This is a genomic window from Parabacteroides caecihominis, from assembly GCF_023656785.1.
GTDB classification, from domain to species: domain Bacteria; phylum Bacteroidota; class Bacteroidia; order Bacteroidales; family Tannerellaceae; genus Parabacteroides; species Parabacteroides segnis.
The window spans coordinates 1-16,169 of sequence record NZ_JAMOKS010000031.1 but is presented as its reverse complement, the minus strand read 5'-3'; the positions used below and the strand labels follow the sequence as shown (position 1 = coordinate 16,169).

Below are 16,169 nucleotides of genomic sequence, written 5' to 3'. Positions count from 1 at the left end.
GTTGGATGATTTGTGAAGTATTGTAAAGTGCTGAAAGAAAAGCTATATAGTTATATATATAGATGTACGGGCGTACATTATATTATTCGGTGCAAAATATGCGAAAAATGATATATAAATAGTTGATGAGTAGTGAGATGAGTGGAAAAATGGTGTGACGAGAAAAATCGTTCCTTTTTTCTCGTCAACAAAAGTAAGAATTAGTTTCATACCAACCATTCTTTTTAAGATATTTTTTATCTGTCTATATGCTTTCTTATCAATTGAATAGCAAACAAAGTACAAAATAGGGGCTTTCACAAACGAAAGGAAATGCCCTCCCCAAAAATGGCGAGATTAAAGGAACGATTAAACTCGCCATTTATCAAGAAAGCGGGGCGTTTCAATTGTGAATTGAACTTATTACACTTTAGTATTAATATTAAATTTTAAATTATGAACAAAAAGTTTTCTACTCTTTTGGCAGGTGTAGCATTGTTAGGTGCAACATCTGTTTTTGCAGCAGACAACGTTACTTCTTTAGTTGAAGGAACCAATAGTGGTTTGTATCAACTGAAAACAGACGGCGGTCAGTTCTTGTCGATTAATGAAGACGGAAAGTTAAGTGTTGTTGATGCTATTGAAGCTGACAATGTGGCAAGTACTTTGTGGTGTGTCACTGTTACAGAAGAAAATAAGGGAAAAGCTCCTTATTTTGATTTTGTAAACAAAGGCGCTGAAGCATTGCTGTCTATTACAATGGAAGAATTTGCTGCTGGTGCTACAGCAACAACTGTTGCTCCTGAAGTTGGTGGTGAGGTCAGTGGTTGGGCATTTTCTCCTACTTATGAAACTCTGGTAAATGAAAAGCCTCTGTATTCTTATTTTACAACAGACTCTGTAGTAGGATTCGTTGTTGATAATGGTACTGTAGTTTTAAAGAAAGACTTAGCAAGTAATGCAGCTACAACTTTTACTACTACTTTCTCTTTGGTTAAAGCTGATGCTGTTACTTTGAATGCAAAGCAGATCAACACTAAACTGGGTATTCAGAAAGAAGATGCTGGCGTTAAGCTGACATTTACTCCGGATGCAAACAAAACAAGTTTGAAAAATCCGTTCAGCCAGGAATTTTTCTTAGCTGCTGATGCAGAAGACGAATTTGTTTATATTACAAGAAAAGAAGACGCTAAAGCTTTGTTTGTTGATACTGCTTTCATCAACACAACTGGTTCTATGTTCCTTGCATTTAATTATATGAATGATCTGGATGCATTGAAAGCTAGCTCTTTGAAAGAGCATGGTCAATTCTTATTCACTTATTTCCCGACAAATGACTCTTTGGTTATTCAGGTGAAGACTATCATTGAAGCTCCGACTGCTGATGGTTGGAAGGCAGCAACACCGACTACTATCACTGCTAATGCTGATGACAAGAACTATGTAACAGTTCAGGATTTGGTAAAAGAAGATCAAATTCGTGTTGTAACAATCGGTGAAAAGAAAGAAACTGATATCGTATTAGGTTTCACTTCTTGTAAAGAAAGCGATACAGACAGAGTATCTTTGGAAGACGGTGTATATTTCATCCGCAATGCTAAAACTAATAAATATTACGCATCTCCGATCCATATCGATGGCGCAAAAGAAGAATGGGTGAGCGTTGACGCTGACGAACAGAATGTTGACCACATGCCGGCTTACCAGTGGGTTGTTCTGAAAACTAAGACTTCAGAATACTTCGCTGCTACTTCTCCGGTGGAAGTTGTAAACCGTGAATATGCAAGCTTGAATGGAACTTATCAGTTTACTCAGGCTACCGGTTCTTCTAAATATTTCTGTGCAGATCTTGCAGCTGACTCTTTAGTTATTACAAAAATTACAGATGCAAATATCTTAGGAGATGAACATCTTGGTTACAAATATCTGACTAAGGATGAGTTGATGATTACTAACTATGCATTCAACTACTTCAACCCTTATACAATGGAAAAATACATTGCTCAGGTGGCTGGTAGCAACAAATTGAATGTATTGCAGGATACTCCGACTTATTTCGAAATCAAACCGGTTAATGGTAACGTAGCAGCTGATTATGGTTATAAAGTAACAGCAGACGTTAAAAAGAGAATTAATGGTTTGGCTCAGTTGAAGAGAGAGTCTTATACAATCCACACTAAGAATGCTGTTATTGCTTTAGGTGAAGAAAATAACTTTGTGATCACAGATAAAACTGCTGCAAGCAAATTCTTCTTCAAAGAAAACAATCAATTGGATGCTACTTGCTATTATGCATTTATTGATGCTGCAAATCTGGAAGAAACAGATAAATCATTTAAATTTAAAGCCGGTGTTGCTGACCAGAGCTTAACTGCCCTGTTGCAACAACAGGTTATTGATGAAGTTAGAACATCTGCTTTCTCTATCGGTTTAACTGACCAACCTCTGTATCGTCGTTTCAACAATGTTAAATTGGATGGCGCTGTAGAAGGTAATGAAGATGCAACTAAGCTCTTGAAGTTCAAAGAAGCATACGTAAACGACTACTTGATGGACGAAACTAACGTAAACTTCAAGCGTGAAGGTATGAGCTACTTAGGTATCGGTGCTGCTAATATTGCTGAAGCTGGTCTGTCATTCAATGTACGTCCGTACAACATTGGTAAATCTGCACAGTATAATATCAAACCGCAATACTTAATCTATGTAAGCGAAACTGTAAACGAAGGTTCTGAAAACATTCCTTGTGATGCAACTAACCACAAGCACATGAATGCTGCTGGCGAAGAATGCGGACCAGAAGATTGTATCCACGCAACTCCGGCTGTAGAAGGCTTCAACCGTTACAAACTGTTGGTTAGCTTCGCTGACTCTACAGATGCAGAAGTTGTTACGGAAAAACAACTTTACAAATTCGGTAAATATGTTCGTGTAGGTTTCGTAGATGCAGTAGAACAGGATAGCGTAATCTATATCTTGGGTAACACATTTGCAAATATTGCAACAAAAGATCTGAATATGGATGATGTTAAGAAAGCTCTTGAAGCTAAGAAGATCTCTTCTATTAACATGAAAGCTACTGTTAAGGAAGACAAACATCACAACTACACTTGGTCATTCCGTTATATCGACCCGACTAAGGCTGCTAACGAAGTAGAAGAAGATCGCGCATTCTTGATCGAATCAAATGCTGTAGCTCCTATAGCTCCGAAGAATGCAGCATGGATCAAGAACCAGAATAACTGCTTGGTATTGTCTGCTATGGATGCTTCTTTCGATGATGCTAAGACTGGTGGTGATGCTGCTTTGATCTTCAACATCGAAAAGGGTGCTGCTGACGATATGGCAACAGACAATGAAAGCATCAGCGCTTCTGAAGTATCAGTAGTTGCAACTAACGGTGCCGTTATCATTAAGGGTGCTGAAGGTAAGACTGTTGCTATCAGCAATGTTCTTGGTCAGACAATTGCTAACACAGTAATCACTTCTAGCGAAGCTACAATCTCTGTTCCTGCAGGTGTAGTTGTAGTAGCTGTTGAAGGCGAAGCTGCTGTTAAGGCAATCGTAAAATAAGATAATTTATAATCAAAAATAAATTCTAAAATTTCCACGAGTTGGAGTCTAGGCGTTGCATGCAACGCCTAGACTATCCATCAATTACCCTGTGACAGGCGAACAAGTGGTTATTAATATTAAGTAATAAAATAAAGTTCTTACTGTAATTTCTCCCGTGAGGAAGGAATACAGAAAAAAAACAGCCTCTGCGATCTTGTGTCGTAGGGGCTTTGTTGGTTGTGTTTGGTTGAATATTATCGAATGACTAGAAAAAACGGTCGTTTTTTTTAGTCACGCAGCTAAGGTAAAGACATTTTTTTAGTTCTCATTAATGATTAACACAAAAAGTACTGTAAATAGGTGATTTAGCCCCTACTTCTAAAGTTTTTTTATCGCAATATTTCACTTATCCCTTCATCCGATTTCATGACTAATTAAAACGACCGATTAATTTAGTCAGTTAATTTAAGTAAAAAACGTCTGATAAGTGATTTATAATGAGTAAACTAGATTCGTCGCAAGAGCAATATTTGTTGTCCGCAATTAAGCAGGATAATGAAGAAGCTTTCTCATTAATCTTTCAGTCATATTATGTTGATTTAGTGCTGTTTGGCGGGAACTTTATAAAAAATGAACAAGTCTGTGAAGATATCGTCCAATCCATCTTTTTGAAGTTATGGAACGAAAGAAAGAACATTCAGATAGAAACCTCATTAAAATCTTTCCTGTTAAGATCTGTTCGAAACAGTTGCCTGGATGAATTCCGACATTTGGAAGTTGTGCGTCAGTATGAGGAAAATTATAAGGATAGTGTACTGGATTGCTATGATACAGAAAATTATATATTGTATTCCGATTTACATGATCATCTTCATAATGCATTGCAACAAATCCCTGACTTATATCGAGAAGCATTTGAGTTGAATCGTTTTGAAGGTTTGAAATACAGGGAGATTGCAGAGAAATTGAATGTATCGGAACGAACAGTAGAGGTTCGTGTGAGTAAGACATTAGAACTGTTGAGGAAACAATTGAAAGATTTTTTTATCCTTTTACTTTCAATCGGTATTCCCTAAAAAAAGTTACAAACGATGTGGAAAAAAGTTTTCGGGACGTCTTAATACTATAAAAAAGAAATAATGACAGATAAAGATCAAATACAATCTATTATAACCGCTTATCTTTCAGGAAAAGCGACAAATGAAGAGCGTCGTGAACTGGAAGATTGGGTGAGTCAATCTTCTGATAATGAACGTTGTTTTCAGGAAATGCGTAACATTTGGCAAGTAATGAATCCCGCTTTTAACCCTTCTGAGATTAACGTATTTGAAGCCAGGAAAAATATTCTTGCAAATATCGCAGCTACAAAGAGGAATATGGTTCGCAGATTGGTAGTTTATTGGCAACGTGCGGCAGCGATTCTCATTATACCTTTATTGATATTCTGCACTTATTTGTATCTGGATAAAGACAGCGGTTTGTATGATACAATAGAATATCAGGAGGTAAAGTCGCCTCATGGAACTTTCTCTGAAGTCCGTTTACCTGATGGAACCAATGTTTGGTTGAATGGCGGAAGTTCGTTGAAATATCCTTTGGTTTTCCGAAAAGGAGAACGGGATGTGTATTTGAATGGCGAAGGTTATTTTGAAGTACAGTCGGACAAGGAAAATCCTTTTATTGTAAAAACCGGTCAAGTAATCCTTAAAGCTACTGGAACGGCTTTTAATATAGAAGCCTACAATAAGGATTCTATCACTTCTGTCACAATGGTAAACGGAAAGATTGACGTTGCTTTCGGGAACTCTTCGCCTGTTGCGATGGTACCGGGAGAACGTGCCTCTTTTAACAGTCTGACAAATCGTTGCCAGATAATAAAGACAGATCCTTATAAATGGTGTGCCTGGAAGGATGGATTGATGATATTCAGGGATGATCCTCTTTCATACGTCTTTAAGCGTCTGGGGCTGACCTTCAATGTGAATATAGAACTGAAAGATTCGACTTTGGCGGATGCTCCTTACCGGGCTACTTTCGAATATGAGTCGCTGGACGAGATTTTACGATTATTACGATTAAGTGCCCCTTTATCTTTTAAACAAAATAAAAGAGTGAAGGATAAGAATAATACTTATGAAAAACAAACGATAGAAGTTTATAGAGATAAAAGGTGATTCATTCACCTTTTATTTTTTTGAAAAAAAACATTATCCCTTATGTGGGAAAAAATAGCTGAAACGTCTTTTATATGATGAGAGGATATAAAACGAGTTGTTCACCCTAAAATCTAATTGCCTATGACATAAAGATGTTGTGATATATATGATTAATATGTGATTAAACAAAAAAAGGAAAGGTCTCGCACACCTTTCCTTTTGGTAGTTCAGTCATTAAAAAAGTTTTTAGTCAACCTTATTTTTCTAACTAAACAAACAAAAGTATGAATTCCATTTCGGATAAAAAAATCGAAAGGCAAAGTTTTGTCATAAAAATTTTTCGTGTTATGAGATTGTTCGTTTTATTTCTTTTTACGAGTGTAACATTGGCTATGGCAACGAATACATATTCTCAAAACGCCATCTTAAATTTACACATGGAAAATGCCACAATAGAAGATGTGATAAATAGTATTGAAAAACAGACTGGATATCATTTCCTCTACAATAAAAATATTGTGGATGTAAACCATAAAGTGACTGTATCTACAGTAGGAAAGCCTATTGCAGAAGTTCTGGACGGCCTGTTTGAAAATGCCGATATCTCTTATACCATAAGCGATAAGCACATAGTACTGAATAAGAAAGGTATATTTATGCAGGTAACTCAATCGAAGGCTATAACAGGTAATGTGGTCGATATGAATGGAGAGCCGATAATCGGAGTGAATGTTGTTGAAAAAGGGACAACGAATGGTACGGTTACCGATTTGAACGGTAAGTTCTCGATTAATATCTCTCCTTCTTCCACTATTGTTGTTTCTTATATCGGTTATGTTTCTCAGGAAATTAGGGTCGGAAACAATACAAATATTGTTATCGAATTGAAGGAAGATACTCAAACACTGGATGAGGTTGTAGTAGTAGGTTACGGTACGATGCGTAAGAAAGACCTTACGGGAGCGGTTTCCCAGGTTCGTCCCGACAAATTGCTCAAAGAAGGTATTACTACGGTGCAGGATATTTTGCGTACTGGGGTTCCCGGACTGAATGTCGGAGTCAGTTCTTCTGCAAAAGGCGGAGGTTCCTTGCAGGTTCGTGGCCAGCGTTCGTTATCTGCAAATAATGATCCTTTGATTGTGGTTGATAATGTTATATTCTTTGGTGAACTATCAGAAATTAATCCTCAGGATATTGAACAGGTAGATGTTTTGAAAGACGCTTCTTCCGCAGCCGTTTTTGGTGCTAAGTCTGCAAATGGTGTTATCATTATTACTACAAAGAAAGGGAAATCAGATAAACCGAGTGTTCGTTTCGATGCTAACTGGGGGGTGACTGCCATGGGCAGACAGCGTAAAGTATATGATGCTGACGGATATTTGGACTTCCGTTCTGATTGGTTTGATAGCCAGACAGGTTTTGTTAATCCCGGAAAGTATAGACAACCTACTTCTGAAAATTTGGCAAAATATGGATTGACGCTTGATGAGTGGAGAGCGATGTCGGTCGACAAGGGCACAGATGATGAAATATGGTTAAGCCGTTTAGGATTATTCGATAAGGAAAAAGAAAACTATTTTGCAGGTAAGACCTATGATTGGTACGATGAAGCATATCGTACAGGTTTTAAGCAGGATTATAATGCCAGTATTTCCGGTCGCGGTGAGAAAATGAATTATTATTTTTCAATGGGCTATCTGGATTCAAAAGGTCAGGTTATCGGAGATGATTATAAGAGCATTCGTTCTAATTTGAAATTGGATGCAACTGTAAGTAATTTCCTGACATTAGGTGCTAATGTGAATTTTCAGGATCGTACCGATGGTAATTTGGCGGTGGCTCCCGGAGATGTTTTACAGAAAAACTCGCCATATTCTACTCCGTATGAAGATGATGGAAGTTTAGCATGGCATCCGATGGGTGAGAATCCGTTGAATATGGGTTATAACTATCGTTTTGACAAACAGTATAAAGATTTGGAACGAGGCTATACAACGTTAAATACTATTTTAACTGCAAAAGTCAAACTGCCGTTCAATATTAATTATACATTGAATTTCACTCCGCGTTTCCAATGGTATCATAATCGCTACCATGAATCTTCACAACACCCTGAGTGGAAGAGTAAACATAACGGCGCGGTAGACAGAGAACAGACGTCGCGATTTGAATGGCTGGTGAATAATACAATTAACTGGGATTATACATTCGTAGAAAAACATAAAGTGAATGTAACATTAGCGCAGGAAGCGGAAGAACATAGACGTTGGACCGATAAAATAAATGCCCGGGATTTTACTCCTACCGATGCATTGGGTTTACATTATGTAAATAGTGCCGATAAATTGAAAAGTTCTTTCTCTACTGACGATACTCACAGTACGGGTGATGCGTTGTTGGCACGTTTATTCTATGCCTATGATGATAAGTATATGACAACGTTATCTGTCCGTCGTGACGGATATTCTGCATTCGGTACATCAAATCCCAGAGCAACCTTTTGGTCGGCAGCTTTGGCCTGGACATTCACGGAAGAAGATTTCTTTACCTGGGAGCCGATGAGTCGTGGCAAATTAAGAGCTTCTTGGGGTTCGAACGGTAATCGTGGTGTCGGAATATATGATGCACTTTCTAACTTGACAACCGGATCGGGTCCTTATGCTTATATTGGTTCAAACGGTTCTTTAGAAGAAATCTCTATGTTGTATGTCAGCCGTATGGCAAATCCGAATTTGCGTTGGGAAAGAACGACCTCCTGGAACTTTGGTCTGGATTTTGGTTTCCTGAATGATCGTATCACAGGTAGTTTAGAGTACTATCAAATGCCTACAACGGACTTGGTAATGAGCCAGAGTTTGCCGAGTATTACCGGCTTCTCCAATATTACGACCAATTTAGGTGAAGTTCAAAATAAAGGTTTTGAGTTGACTTTGAATACGCTGAACATTCAAAACGAAAACTTCGAATGGAGTTCTAGCATCAATCTTTCTTTGAACAGAAATAAGATTGTTCATCTATATTATACTTTTGAAGATGTGGTGGATGAAAATGGCAATGTGATAGGACGTAAAGAAGTGGATGACCAGAAAAATAAATGGTTTATTGGTAAGGATATTAATGAAATATGGAATTATCAATACGAAGGAATCTGGCAGGTCGGCGAGGAAGAGGAAGCCGCAAAGTATAAACAAGTACCGGGAGATCCTAAATTTAAGGATGTATATGATGTTGAAAATAGAAGATATTCAAACGAAGATAAAGTATTTCAGGGTTCTACCTCTCCGCGTTTCCGCTGGTCGTTCAGAAATGATTTCACTTTTTGGAAGAATTTCAATGTGTCCGTAAACATTTATTCCAAATGGGGGCATAAAGGTTCTGAAGAATTTATAAATAGTGGGTATCAGGCTGAACGTCAGAATGTTTATCGACTGAAATATTGGACTCCTGACAATCCGACCAATAATTATGCACGTCTGGGGGCCTCGAATGTGGCCAGTGGAGGAGAGCGCATTATTGATAAATCGTTTATCCGTTTAGAAAGTATTGCTTTGGAATATAATGTTCCTAAAAAGTACTTGTCTAAATTCCATATCGGAGGTTTGCGTGTATCGGGAAGTGTCCGCAATGTTGCTTGCTGGACAAAAGAATGGCAATATAATGATCCTGAATACGGAAGTTTAGTTCCTGTTTCATTCAATTTCGGTTTAGGTGTAACTTTATAAAAAAACAGTGAAATATGAAAAATAAGAAATATATCAAACATATATTGATTGCAGCAGTATCTTCTACTGCCTTGATAATGTCGGGATGCTCTGAAGATTTTTTGAAACCGGACCCGCTTTCTTTCTATGAGCCGTCAAAGACTTTTACAACGAAAGAAGGTCTTGAATCTGCTTTGGCTACTTGTGATAAACATTTGAGAAATATGTTTTTTCACTGGGAAAATGCCGATGGAGCTCCTTTCACATCAGAATATCTCTTTTCGGAGATGGCTGTTAATGGGACAACGGATCAACCTTCAATTCCGGGTGTTGGCGTTGACCTTATCACATTGATGCAGCCTTCTGCAGCGGACAATGCTTCTACAATAAGATACGGATATTTTTGGGATCAAACCTTCTCGGGTATTAAATATGCGAATTCCATAATAACAAATATTGATAATGTAGAAGGGTTGGATCCTCAGTTACACGACGAAATGCTGGGGAGAGCTTATTTCCATAGAGCCTATAGATACTTTAATGTGGTATTTCAATTCAAAGATGTACCTTTGTTTACCAGAGAGGTTCAAGGTCCTAAATTTGATTATAAATCCACGCAACGTTCGGTTATTCTGGATATGATTACAAAAGATTTGGAGTATGCAGTCCAGCATGTACCGGAAGTAGCCGATTTAGCCGGTATGGTTAATAAAGGTACTTGCCGTCACTTGTTAATCAAATGTTATTTGGCAACAGGACAGTTTGATAAAGCTATTGCGGAAGCTGATTTATTAATTAATGATTCAGGATATTCTTTGATGACTGATAATTTCGGAACATTTATTAATCCGATGCCGGATGTTCATCCTGTTACGCGTAATGTTATTTGGGATTTGCACAGGCCTGAAAATAAAATGGCTGCTACAAACAAAGAAACAATATTCTGTATGATTAGTCGCAACGAATCAGCTTCAAGTAGCATACGTATTAAAACAATGCGTAATGCCGTTCCTTTTTGGCCGGCAGCCGGTGCTATCGGAATTATGACTCCGGATGGAAAACAAGGTATGGATATTACAACTACTTACTTTAACTATAAGAAAACTTATGGTCGTGGAGTCGCTCGTATGCGTCCGACTAATTATAATCAATATGGCTTGTGGTTGGATGATCAGACTGATTTGCGCCATAATGTTGAATCGGGTAACTGGATGGTTATGGAGAAATTTAAATACAATCATCCTAAATTATTCACGGACGGGAATCCGTATGCCGGAAAAAATATTCGTTTGTATGGTGATAACGGGGAATTGCTGTGTACTGATACTATACGAAACTGGTTCAACTGGCCTCATTACAAAACTTGGGTAGAAGATCCTAATTATGAAACAAGTAATAGTTATGAAGGAGGTGAAGCTGATTGGTATATGTTCCGTCTGGCAGAAACATATCTTTTGAGAGCAGAAGCCTATATGTGGAAAGGTGATGCGGCTAAAGCGGCTGAAGATGTTAATGTAATCCGTAAAAGATCCCATTGCTCAAAACTCTTTACAGCCGGCGAAATGAATATGGGAGTTGTCATGGACGAAAGGGCGCGTGAACTGTATCTGGAAGAATGGCGTCATACAGAATTAAGCCGCGTATCTTACATTTTTGCATTGACCGGACAAACGGATGAATTTGGACAGACGTATACAGAAGAAACATTATCTGATAATAGCTATTGGTGGCAACGAGTTTCTAAATACAATAATTTCTATAACTCAGGTATAAAAACACGTTCCGGTGTGGAATATACGATTGCTCCTTATCATATCTTTTATCCGATACCTCAAGGAACTATTGATGCAAACAGAGAAGGACGTATTAACCAGAATAAGGGATATGCCGGTTATGAATACAATGTTGCTCCGTTTGATAACTTAGAAGAGGCTATGGCGGCAGAAACAGAATATAGCAATTAATCGTATGATTTAATTGGATAGAAATGATATTCGGGAGCATGTATTTTAAGTATATTTGCTCCCGAATCATATTGGATAATCTTAAATAAAAGTATAGATGAAAAAAGTTTTATTTACTGTCTTCTGCTATCTCTTTATTGCAGGAGTAGCGGTAGGAAAGAATAAACAGAATGACCGGGAGCTTATCGACCGGGTTGCCGGCTGGCAAATAGACAACTTCGCTAAAGTTAAACATAAGAATCTCGATTGGACAAACGGCGCCCTTTATCGTGGCATGATTGAATGGGCTGACTATACCAATGACAAAAAGTATTATGATTTCCTGATGGGAATAGGTCAAAAGAATTCCTGGGATTTTTTGCCAAGAGTGTATCATGCGGATGATCTTTGTGTGGCACAAATGTATGTCGGTATGTATCGGAAATATAAAGATCCTGCAATGATCGACAATGTCCGGAAAAGATTGGATCAGATAGTATGGTATCCTTCGGACGAGCCTTTGTGGACTGCCGAGAAAGTCGCTAATAAACGTTGGTGGTGGTGTGACGCACTTTTCATGGCTCCGCCCGTATTTGTGGAAATGTATAATCTGACCAAGGATGAAAAATATCTTCAGTATATGGACCGTGAATACAAACTGACAACCGACTCTTTATTCAGTAAGGATGACGGACTGTATTTCAGGGACAAGAACTATCTGGGTAAAAAAGAGAAAAACGGTTCAAAAGTATTCTGGGGACGTGGTAATGGATGGGTTTTCGGAGGATTGGCACTTATACTGGAACATCTTCCCAAAGATCATTATACATATAATTATTATTTGAATATTTATAAAGAAATGGCTGCCGCTGTTATCCGTTGTCAGGATAAGAAAGGCTCATGGCACGCCAGTATGTATGACCATAAAGCTTATCCACAGGCAGAAAATAGCGCTTCCGGCTTTTTTGTCTATGGTTTGGCTTGGGGGATAAATAATAATATACTGGAAGGCAAGGATTATAAGAATGCTGTCGTAAAAGGATGGAAGGCTCTAAAAAGTTATGTCAATGAAGAAGGAAAACTCGGTTCTGTCCAACCGATAGCGGCAGCTCCTCAGGATGTTACATCTGATATGACTGAAGTTTATGGTGTGGGAGCATTTCTGTTGGCAGGAAAGGAAATGTTGAAATTTAATAACGAAAAATAGAAGAAATGAAATCGAAAATAATAATAGGGCTCCTTTTATATTTAGTTATATTTACTATTCCCGAAGGTCAAGCCCAATCGACAGGGAAAGATGCTAGAAAATATTGGGTGGAGACAATGTTGCAGATTGTAAGACCTGTATATGTAAATCTGAGTGAGAATACATTAAGGAAAAACATGCCGGTCGAGATGTATCATGAAAGACAGCGGGCTGGTGTAACTCATCTGGAAGCGTTGGGACGTTCATTCTGTGGTATTGCTCCCTGGTTAAATTTGCCGGATGATAATACGGATGAAGGACAACAACGGAAAGAGTTTCGTGCATTGGTCATAAGAGCAATAAAGAATGCGATGGATCCGGCTTCGCCCGATTACCTTCGTTTTGATGGGCCGGGTGGACAGCCGTTGGTCGATGCCGCCTTTTTTGCTCAAGGTTTATTGCGAAGCGAAGAAGGAATATGGTTACAGCTGGATGATGTAACCCGGAAGAGAATCATAGAGAATTTTATATCTTCCAGAAAAATCAAACCGGGTGAAAGTAATTGGCTGATGTTCTCCGCTACGATAGAAGCAGCTTTACTTCATTTTACCGGAGAATGTGAAATGGGACCGATTGAATATGCCTTGAAGAAACATAAAGAATGGTATAAAGGGGACGGTTGGTATGGAGATGGTCCTAATTTCCATTTTGATTATTATAACAGCTATGTAATCCAACCGATGTTGATGGATGTTCTGGAAGTATTGCGTGAGAAGAATATGGATCCGGAAAACTTCTATGACGTACAACGGAAGAGGCTGATAAGATATGCAGAACAACAGGAAAAAATGATATCACCGGAAGGTACTTATCCCATTATCGGTCGATCGGTTGCTTATCGTTTTGGTGCATTCCAGGCGCTTTCGCAGGTTGCATTAAGAAAAGAACTTCCGCTCTATATTGCACCAGGACAGGTTCGTTGTGCTCTTACTGCTGTGATGAAACGCCAGCTTATTCCTGGGACATTTGATGAAAACGGGTGGTTGACACTTGGTGTTTGCGGCCATCAGCCGGAACTTGCCGATAGCTATGTCTCTACCGGTAGCACGTATTTATGTGCATTTGTCTTCTTGCCTTTAGGTTTACCGGCAGATGATCTTTTTTGGTCTCAGCCTTCGGCAGAATGGTCGTCGCAGAGAATATGGTCGGGCAAATCGATGCGGCGTGACGGCGCAATTAAATAGAATCAAGTTTTAGAAGGATAATGAAGTTGCAGGAAAAGTCTGTGTGTTATTTACAGACTTTTCCTATAGCTTCATTTTTTTTGTGAATACTTTTTCATACATTGCACAATTAAAAGATAAACAGAGCAATAGTATTATGAAGAAGTTATTTTTATTTGTGTTTTTATTCTGGACCCTTGTTTGTGGCGGAACTCTTTCTGCTCAAAACCGTTGGTCGATCAATCCCGACGGCAGTATCTCCTGGGATGTCAAAGACTGTATCCCTCATTATGACCATATTGAGATGAGCGGGCTGAAAGTTTCGACTGTGCTCCGTTACGGGGTGAATGCGGACGGCTCTTTTGAACTGAATAAAAGTATGGTTTGGCCCATGTTGCGTACTATCCCGAACAATACACATGCTAGCCTGATGCGCCGTTTTGCCTGGAATGCAACGGACATGGTGTCGGTGAACGGACAATCGTTATCCGGAGAAAAGGTGAATAAGATTACGCTGGATGGAAAAATGACGGTAGAGAGTACTATCGGATTATCGCGTAATGCAAAGGCTGAACTGACACGCATCATTTTCCCGGCGGTGGCGAAACCGGCCATTTATGAAAAGTATATCCTTCGGAATACAGGCAGTTCGCCTCTTATGGTGGAAGTCCCCGAATCGCGTGCCATGATTAACACAGACCCGGAAAAAGGAGTGGACGGCAGTTATAAATTAGTCTCGGAAATTATCGGGGCAGCGACCAAGCTGCTTCAGCCGAAAGAAGAACTTGTTTTCTATGCTGCCATCACCGGCTATAAAAACGGTGAAGCAGAATTGAAACCCGATGTGGAAAAAGAACTTCAGGAGCGGAAAGAACTGATTGCAGGCTTTTGGGATAACCTGATTCTCGAAACACCGGACCCTGTTGTCAATACCATGTTTGCCTTTGCCAAAATACGTGGTGCTGAAAGTATTTACGATACTAAAGGCGGATTGATGCACGGCCCTGGCGGTGAGTCGTATTATGCCGCTATCTGGGCAAACGACCAGGCGGAATATATCAATCCCTTCTTCCCTTATCTCGGATATGAAGCCGGAAATGGCTCGGCCCTTAATTCGTTTAAACATTTTGCCCGTTTCATGAATCCGGAGTACAAAAAGATACCGAGTTCAATCATCGCAGAAGGTATTGATGTCTGGGGTGGGGCCGGCGATCGTGGTGATGCGGCAATGGTCGCTTACGGAGCTTCCCGTTATGCCCTGGCAAGAGGTGACAAGGCGGAAGCCGAAGAGTTGTGGCCTCTGATTGAATGGTGTCTGGAGTATTGCCATCGTAACCTGAATGATAAAGGTGTGGTTGCCTCTGATTCGGATGAACTGGAAGGACGTTTTCCTGCCGGAAAAGCCAATCTTTGTACCTCTTCATTGTATTACGATGCGTTGCGTTCGGCTGTCTATCTGGGAAAAGATTTGAAGAAGCCTTTTTCTGTATTGAGTGCTTATGAAAAACAGGCAAGAGACCTTCGGGAAAATATGGAAAACTATTTCGGAGCCAAAGTCGAAGGTTTTGACACGTATCAATATTATGAAGGAAACGATATCCTCCGTTCCTGGATTTGTATTCCTCTGACTGTTGGAATCTTTGACCGCAAAGAAGGTACGATTAATGCCCTGTTCTCTCCCCGCCTGTGGACGGAAAACGGTTTGTTGACCCAGGCAGGAAGTGAAACATTTTGGGACCGTTCCACCCTTTATGCTTTAAGAGGCGTATATGCCTGTGGGGCAACCGAGAAGGCAACAGAATATCTGAAATTCTATTCCAATCAACGTCTGTTAGGCGAGCACGTACCTTATGCTATCGAAGCCTGGCCGGAAGGAAGTCAGCGCCATCTTTCCGCAGAAAGCGGATTATATGGGCGTATCATCACAGAAGGAATGTTTGGCATCCGTCCGACAGGACTGAAATCCTTCACTTTTACTCCCCGTTTGCCGTCGGAATGGAACAGTATGAACCTGCGTAAAATAAAAGCATTCGATACAACATTCGATATCGAAGTGCTCCGTGAGAATGGAAAACAGTTAGTTACTGTCAAATCCGAGGGAAAGACACTATTACATAAAGCCATAAAAGAAGGAGAAATCGTTTCTGTTAAACTTGACTGATTACTAATTCATTACAGTTTCCTCGTAGTTCCCTGCTTTGGATACTGGCGTTCCCTGCCTGGGAAACTACAATTCCCTGGGCAGGGAACTCTGATTTCCTCCCGAGGAAACTTCGGCTTCTTGGGAGGAAATTGTATTTATCTCTGTATGTTAACGTTTTTAGTTGACTACTTTCAGTCTTATATATATAAAAGGTTGACTCGGTTTAAACTTAATAATAATAACGGTTGACTTATTTCTTGCTTATTTATGAAACAGGTTAACT

8 protein-coding genes are annotated in these 16,169 nt (G+C 39.3%); all 8 read left to right on the top strand.

The genetic code is table 11. The features are described 5' to 3' along the window. Positions 1–435: 435 nt before the first annotated feature. Positions 436–3,552 carry a DUF6383 domain-containing protein gene (locus NBH14_RS21430; RefSeq protein WP_128132991.1) on the top strand — a complete coding sequence of 1,039 codons (3,117 nt, stop codon included), beginning with the start codon at positions 436–438 and terminating at the stop codon, positions 3,550–3,552. Between the two features lie 479 nt (positions 3,553–4,031). Beyond that, on the top strand, positions 4,032–4,610 hold the full coding sequence (locus NBH14_RS21425) for an RNA polymerase sigma-70 factor (RefSeq protein ID WP_128132990.1): 579 nt from the start codon (positions 4,032–4,034) through the stop codon (positions 4,608–4,610). Between the two features lie 63 nt (positions 4,611–4,673). Then, positions 4,674–5,708, top strand: a complete 1,035-nt coding sequence (locus NBH14_RS21420) for a FecR domain-containing protein (RefSeq protein ID WP_128132989.1) — start codon at positions 4,674–4,676, stop codon at positions 5,706–5,708. A 329-nt stretch (positions 5,709–6,037) separates the two neighbouring features. Beyond that, on the top strand, positions 6,038–9,412 hold the full coding sequence (locus NBH14_RS21415; protein ID WP_250817750.1) for a TonB-dependent receptor: 3,375 nt from the start codon (positions 6,038–6,040) through the stop codon (positions 9,410–9,412). A gap of 14 nt (positions 9,413–9,426) precedes the next feature. Next, complete coding sequence (locus NBH14_RS21410) at positions 9,427–11,355, top strand: RagB/SusD family nutrient uptake outer membrane protein (protein ID WP_128132988.1); 1,929 nt, start codon at positions 9,427–9,429, stop codon at positions 11,353–11,355. Between the two features lie 97 nt (positions 11,356–11,452). Beyond that, positions 11,453–12,541, top strand: a complete 1,089-nt coding sequence (locus NBH14_RS21405) for a glycoside hydrolase family 88/105 protein (protein ID WP_128132987.1) — start codon at positions 11,453–11,455, stop codon at positions 12,539–12,541. 5 nt (positions 12,542–12,546) lie between these two features. After that, a complete protein-coding gene (locus NBH14_RS21400; RefSeq protein WP_186961096.1) occupies positions 12,547–13,764 on the top strand; it encodes a DUF2264 domain-containing protein in 1,218 nt (405 codons plus the stop codon). A gap of 136 nt (positions 13,765–13,900) precedes the next feature. Next, entirely contained in the window at positions 13,901–15,904 is a 2,004-nt protein-coding gene (locus NBH14_RS21395; RefSeq protein ID WP_128132986.1) for a glucosidase family protein, read from the top strand. Positions 15,905–16,169: the final 265 nt, after the last annotated feature.

What these genes read in the sequence shown, in the direction of transcription:
- NBH14_RS21410 (WP_128132988.1), top strand. Translation starts at nt 9,427, where the DNA reads ATGAAAAATAAGAAATATATCAAACATATATTGATTGCAGCAGTATCT.
- NBH14_RS21395 (WP_128132986.1), top strand. Translation starts at nt 13,901, where the DNA reads ATGAAGAAGTTATTTTTATTTGTGTTTTTATTCTGGACCCTTGTTTGT.
- NBH14_RS21425 (WP_128132990.1), top strand. Translation starts at nt 4,032, where the DNA reads ATGAGTAAACTAGATTCGTCGCAAGAGCAATATTTGTTGTCCGCAATT.
- NBH14_RS21420 (WP_128132989.1), top strand. Translation starts at nt 4,674, where the DNA reads ATGACAGATAAAGATCAAATACAATCTATTATAACCGCTTATCTTTCA.
- NBH14_RS21405 (WP_128132987.1), top strand. Translation starts at nt 11,453, where the DNA reads ATGAAAAAAGTTTTATTTACTGTCTTCTGCTATCTCTTTATTGCAGGA.
- NBH14_RS21415 (WP_250817750.1), top strand. Translation starts at nt 6,038, where the DNA reads ATGAGATTGTTCGTTTTATTTCTTTTTACGAGTGTAACATTGGCTATG.
- NBH14_RS21430 (WP_128132991.1), top strand. Translation starts at nt 436, where the DNA reads ATGAACAAAAAGTTTTCTACTCTTTTGGCAGGTGTAGCATTGTTAGGT.
- NBH14_RS21400 (WP_186961096.1), top strand. Translation starts at nt 12,547, where the DNA reads ATGAAATCGAAAATAATAATAGGGCTCCTTTTATATTTAGTTATATTT.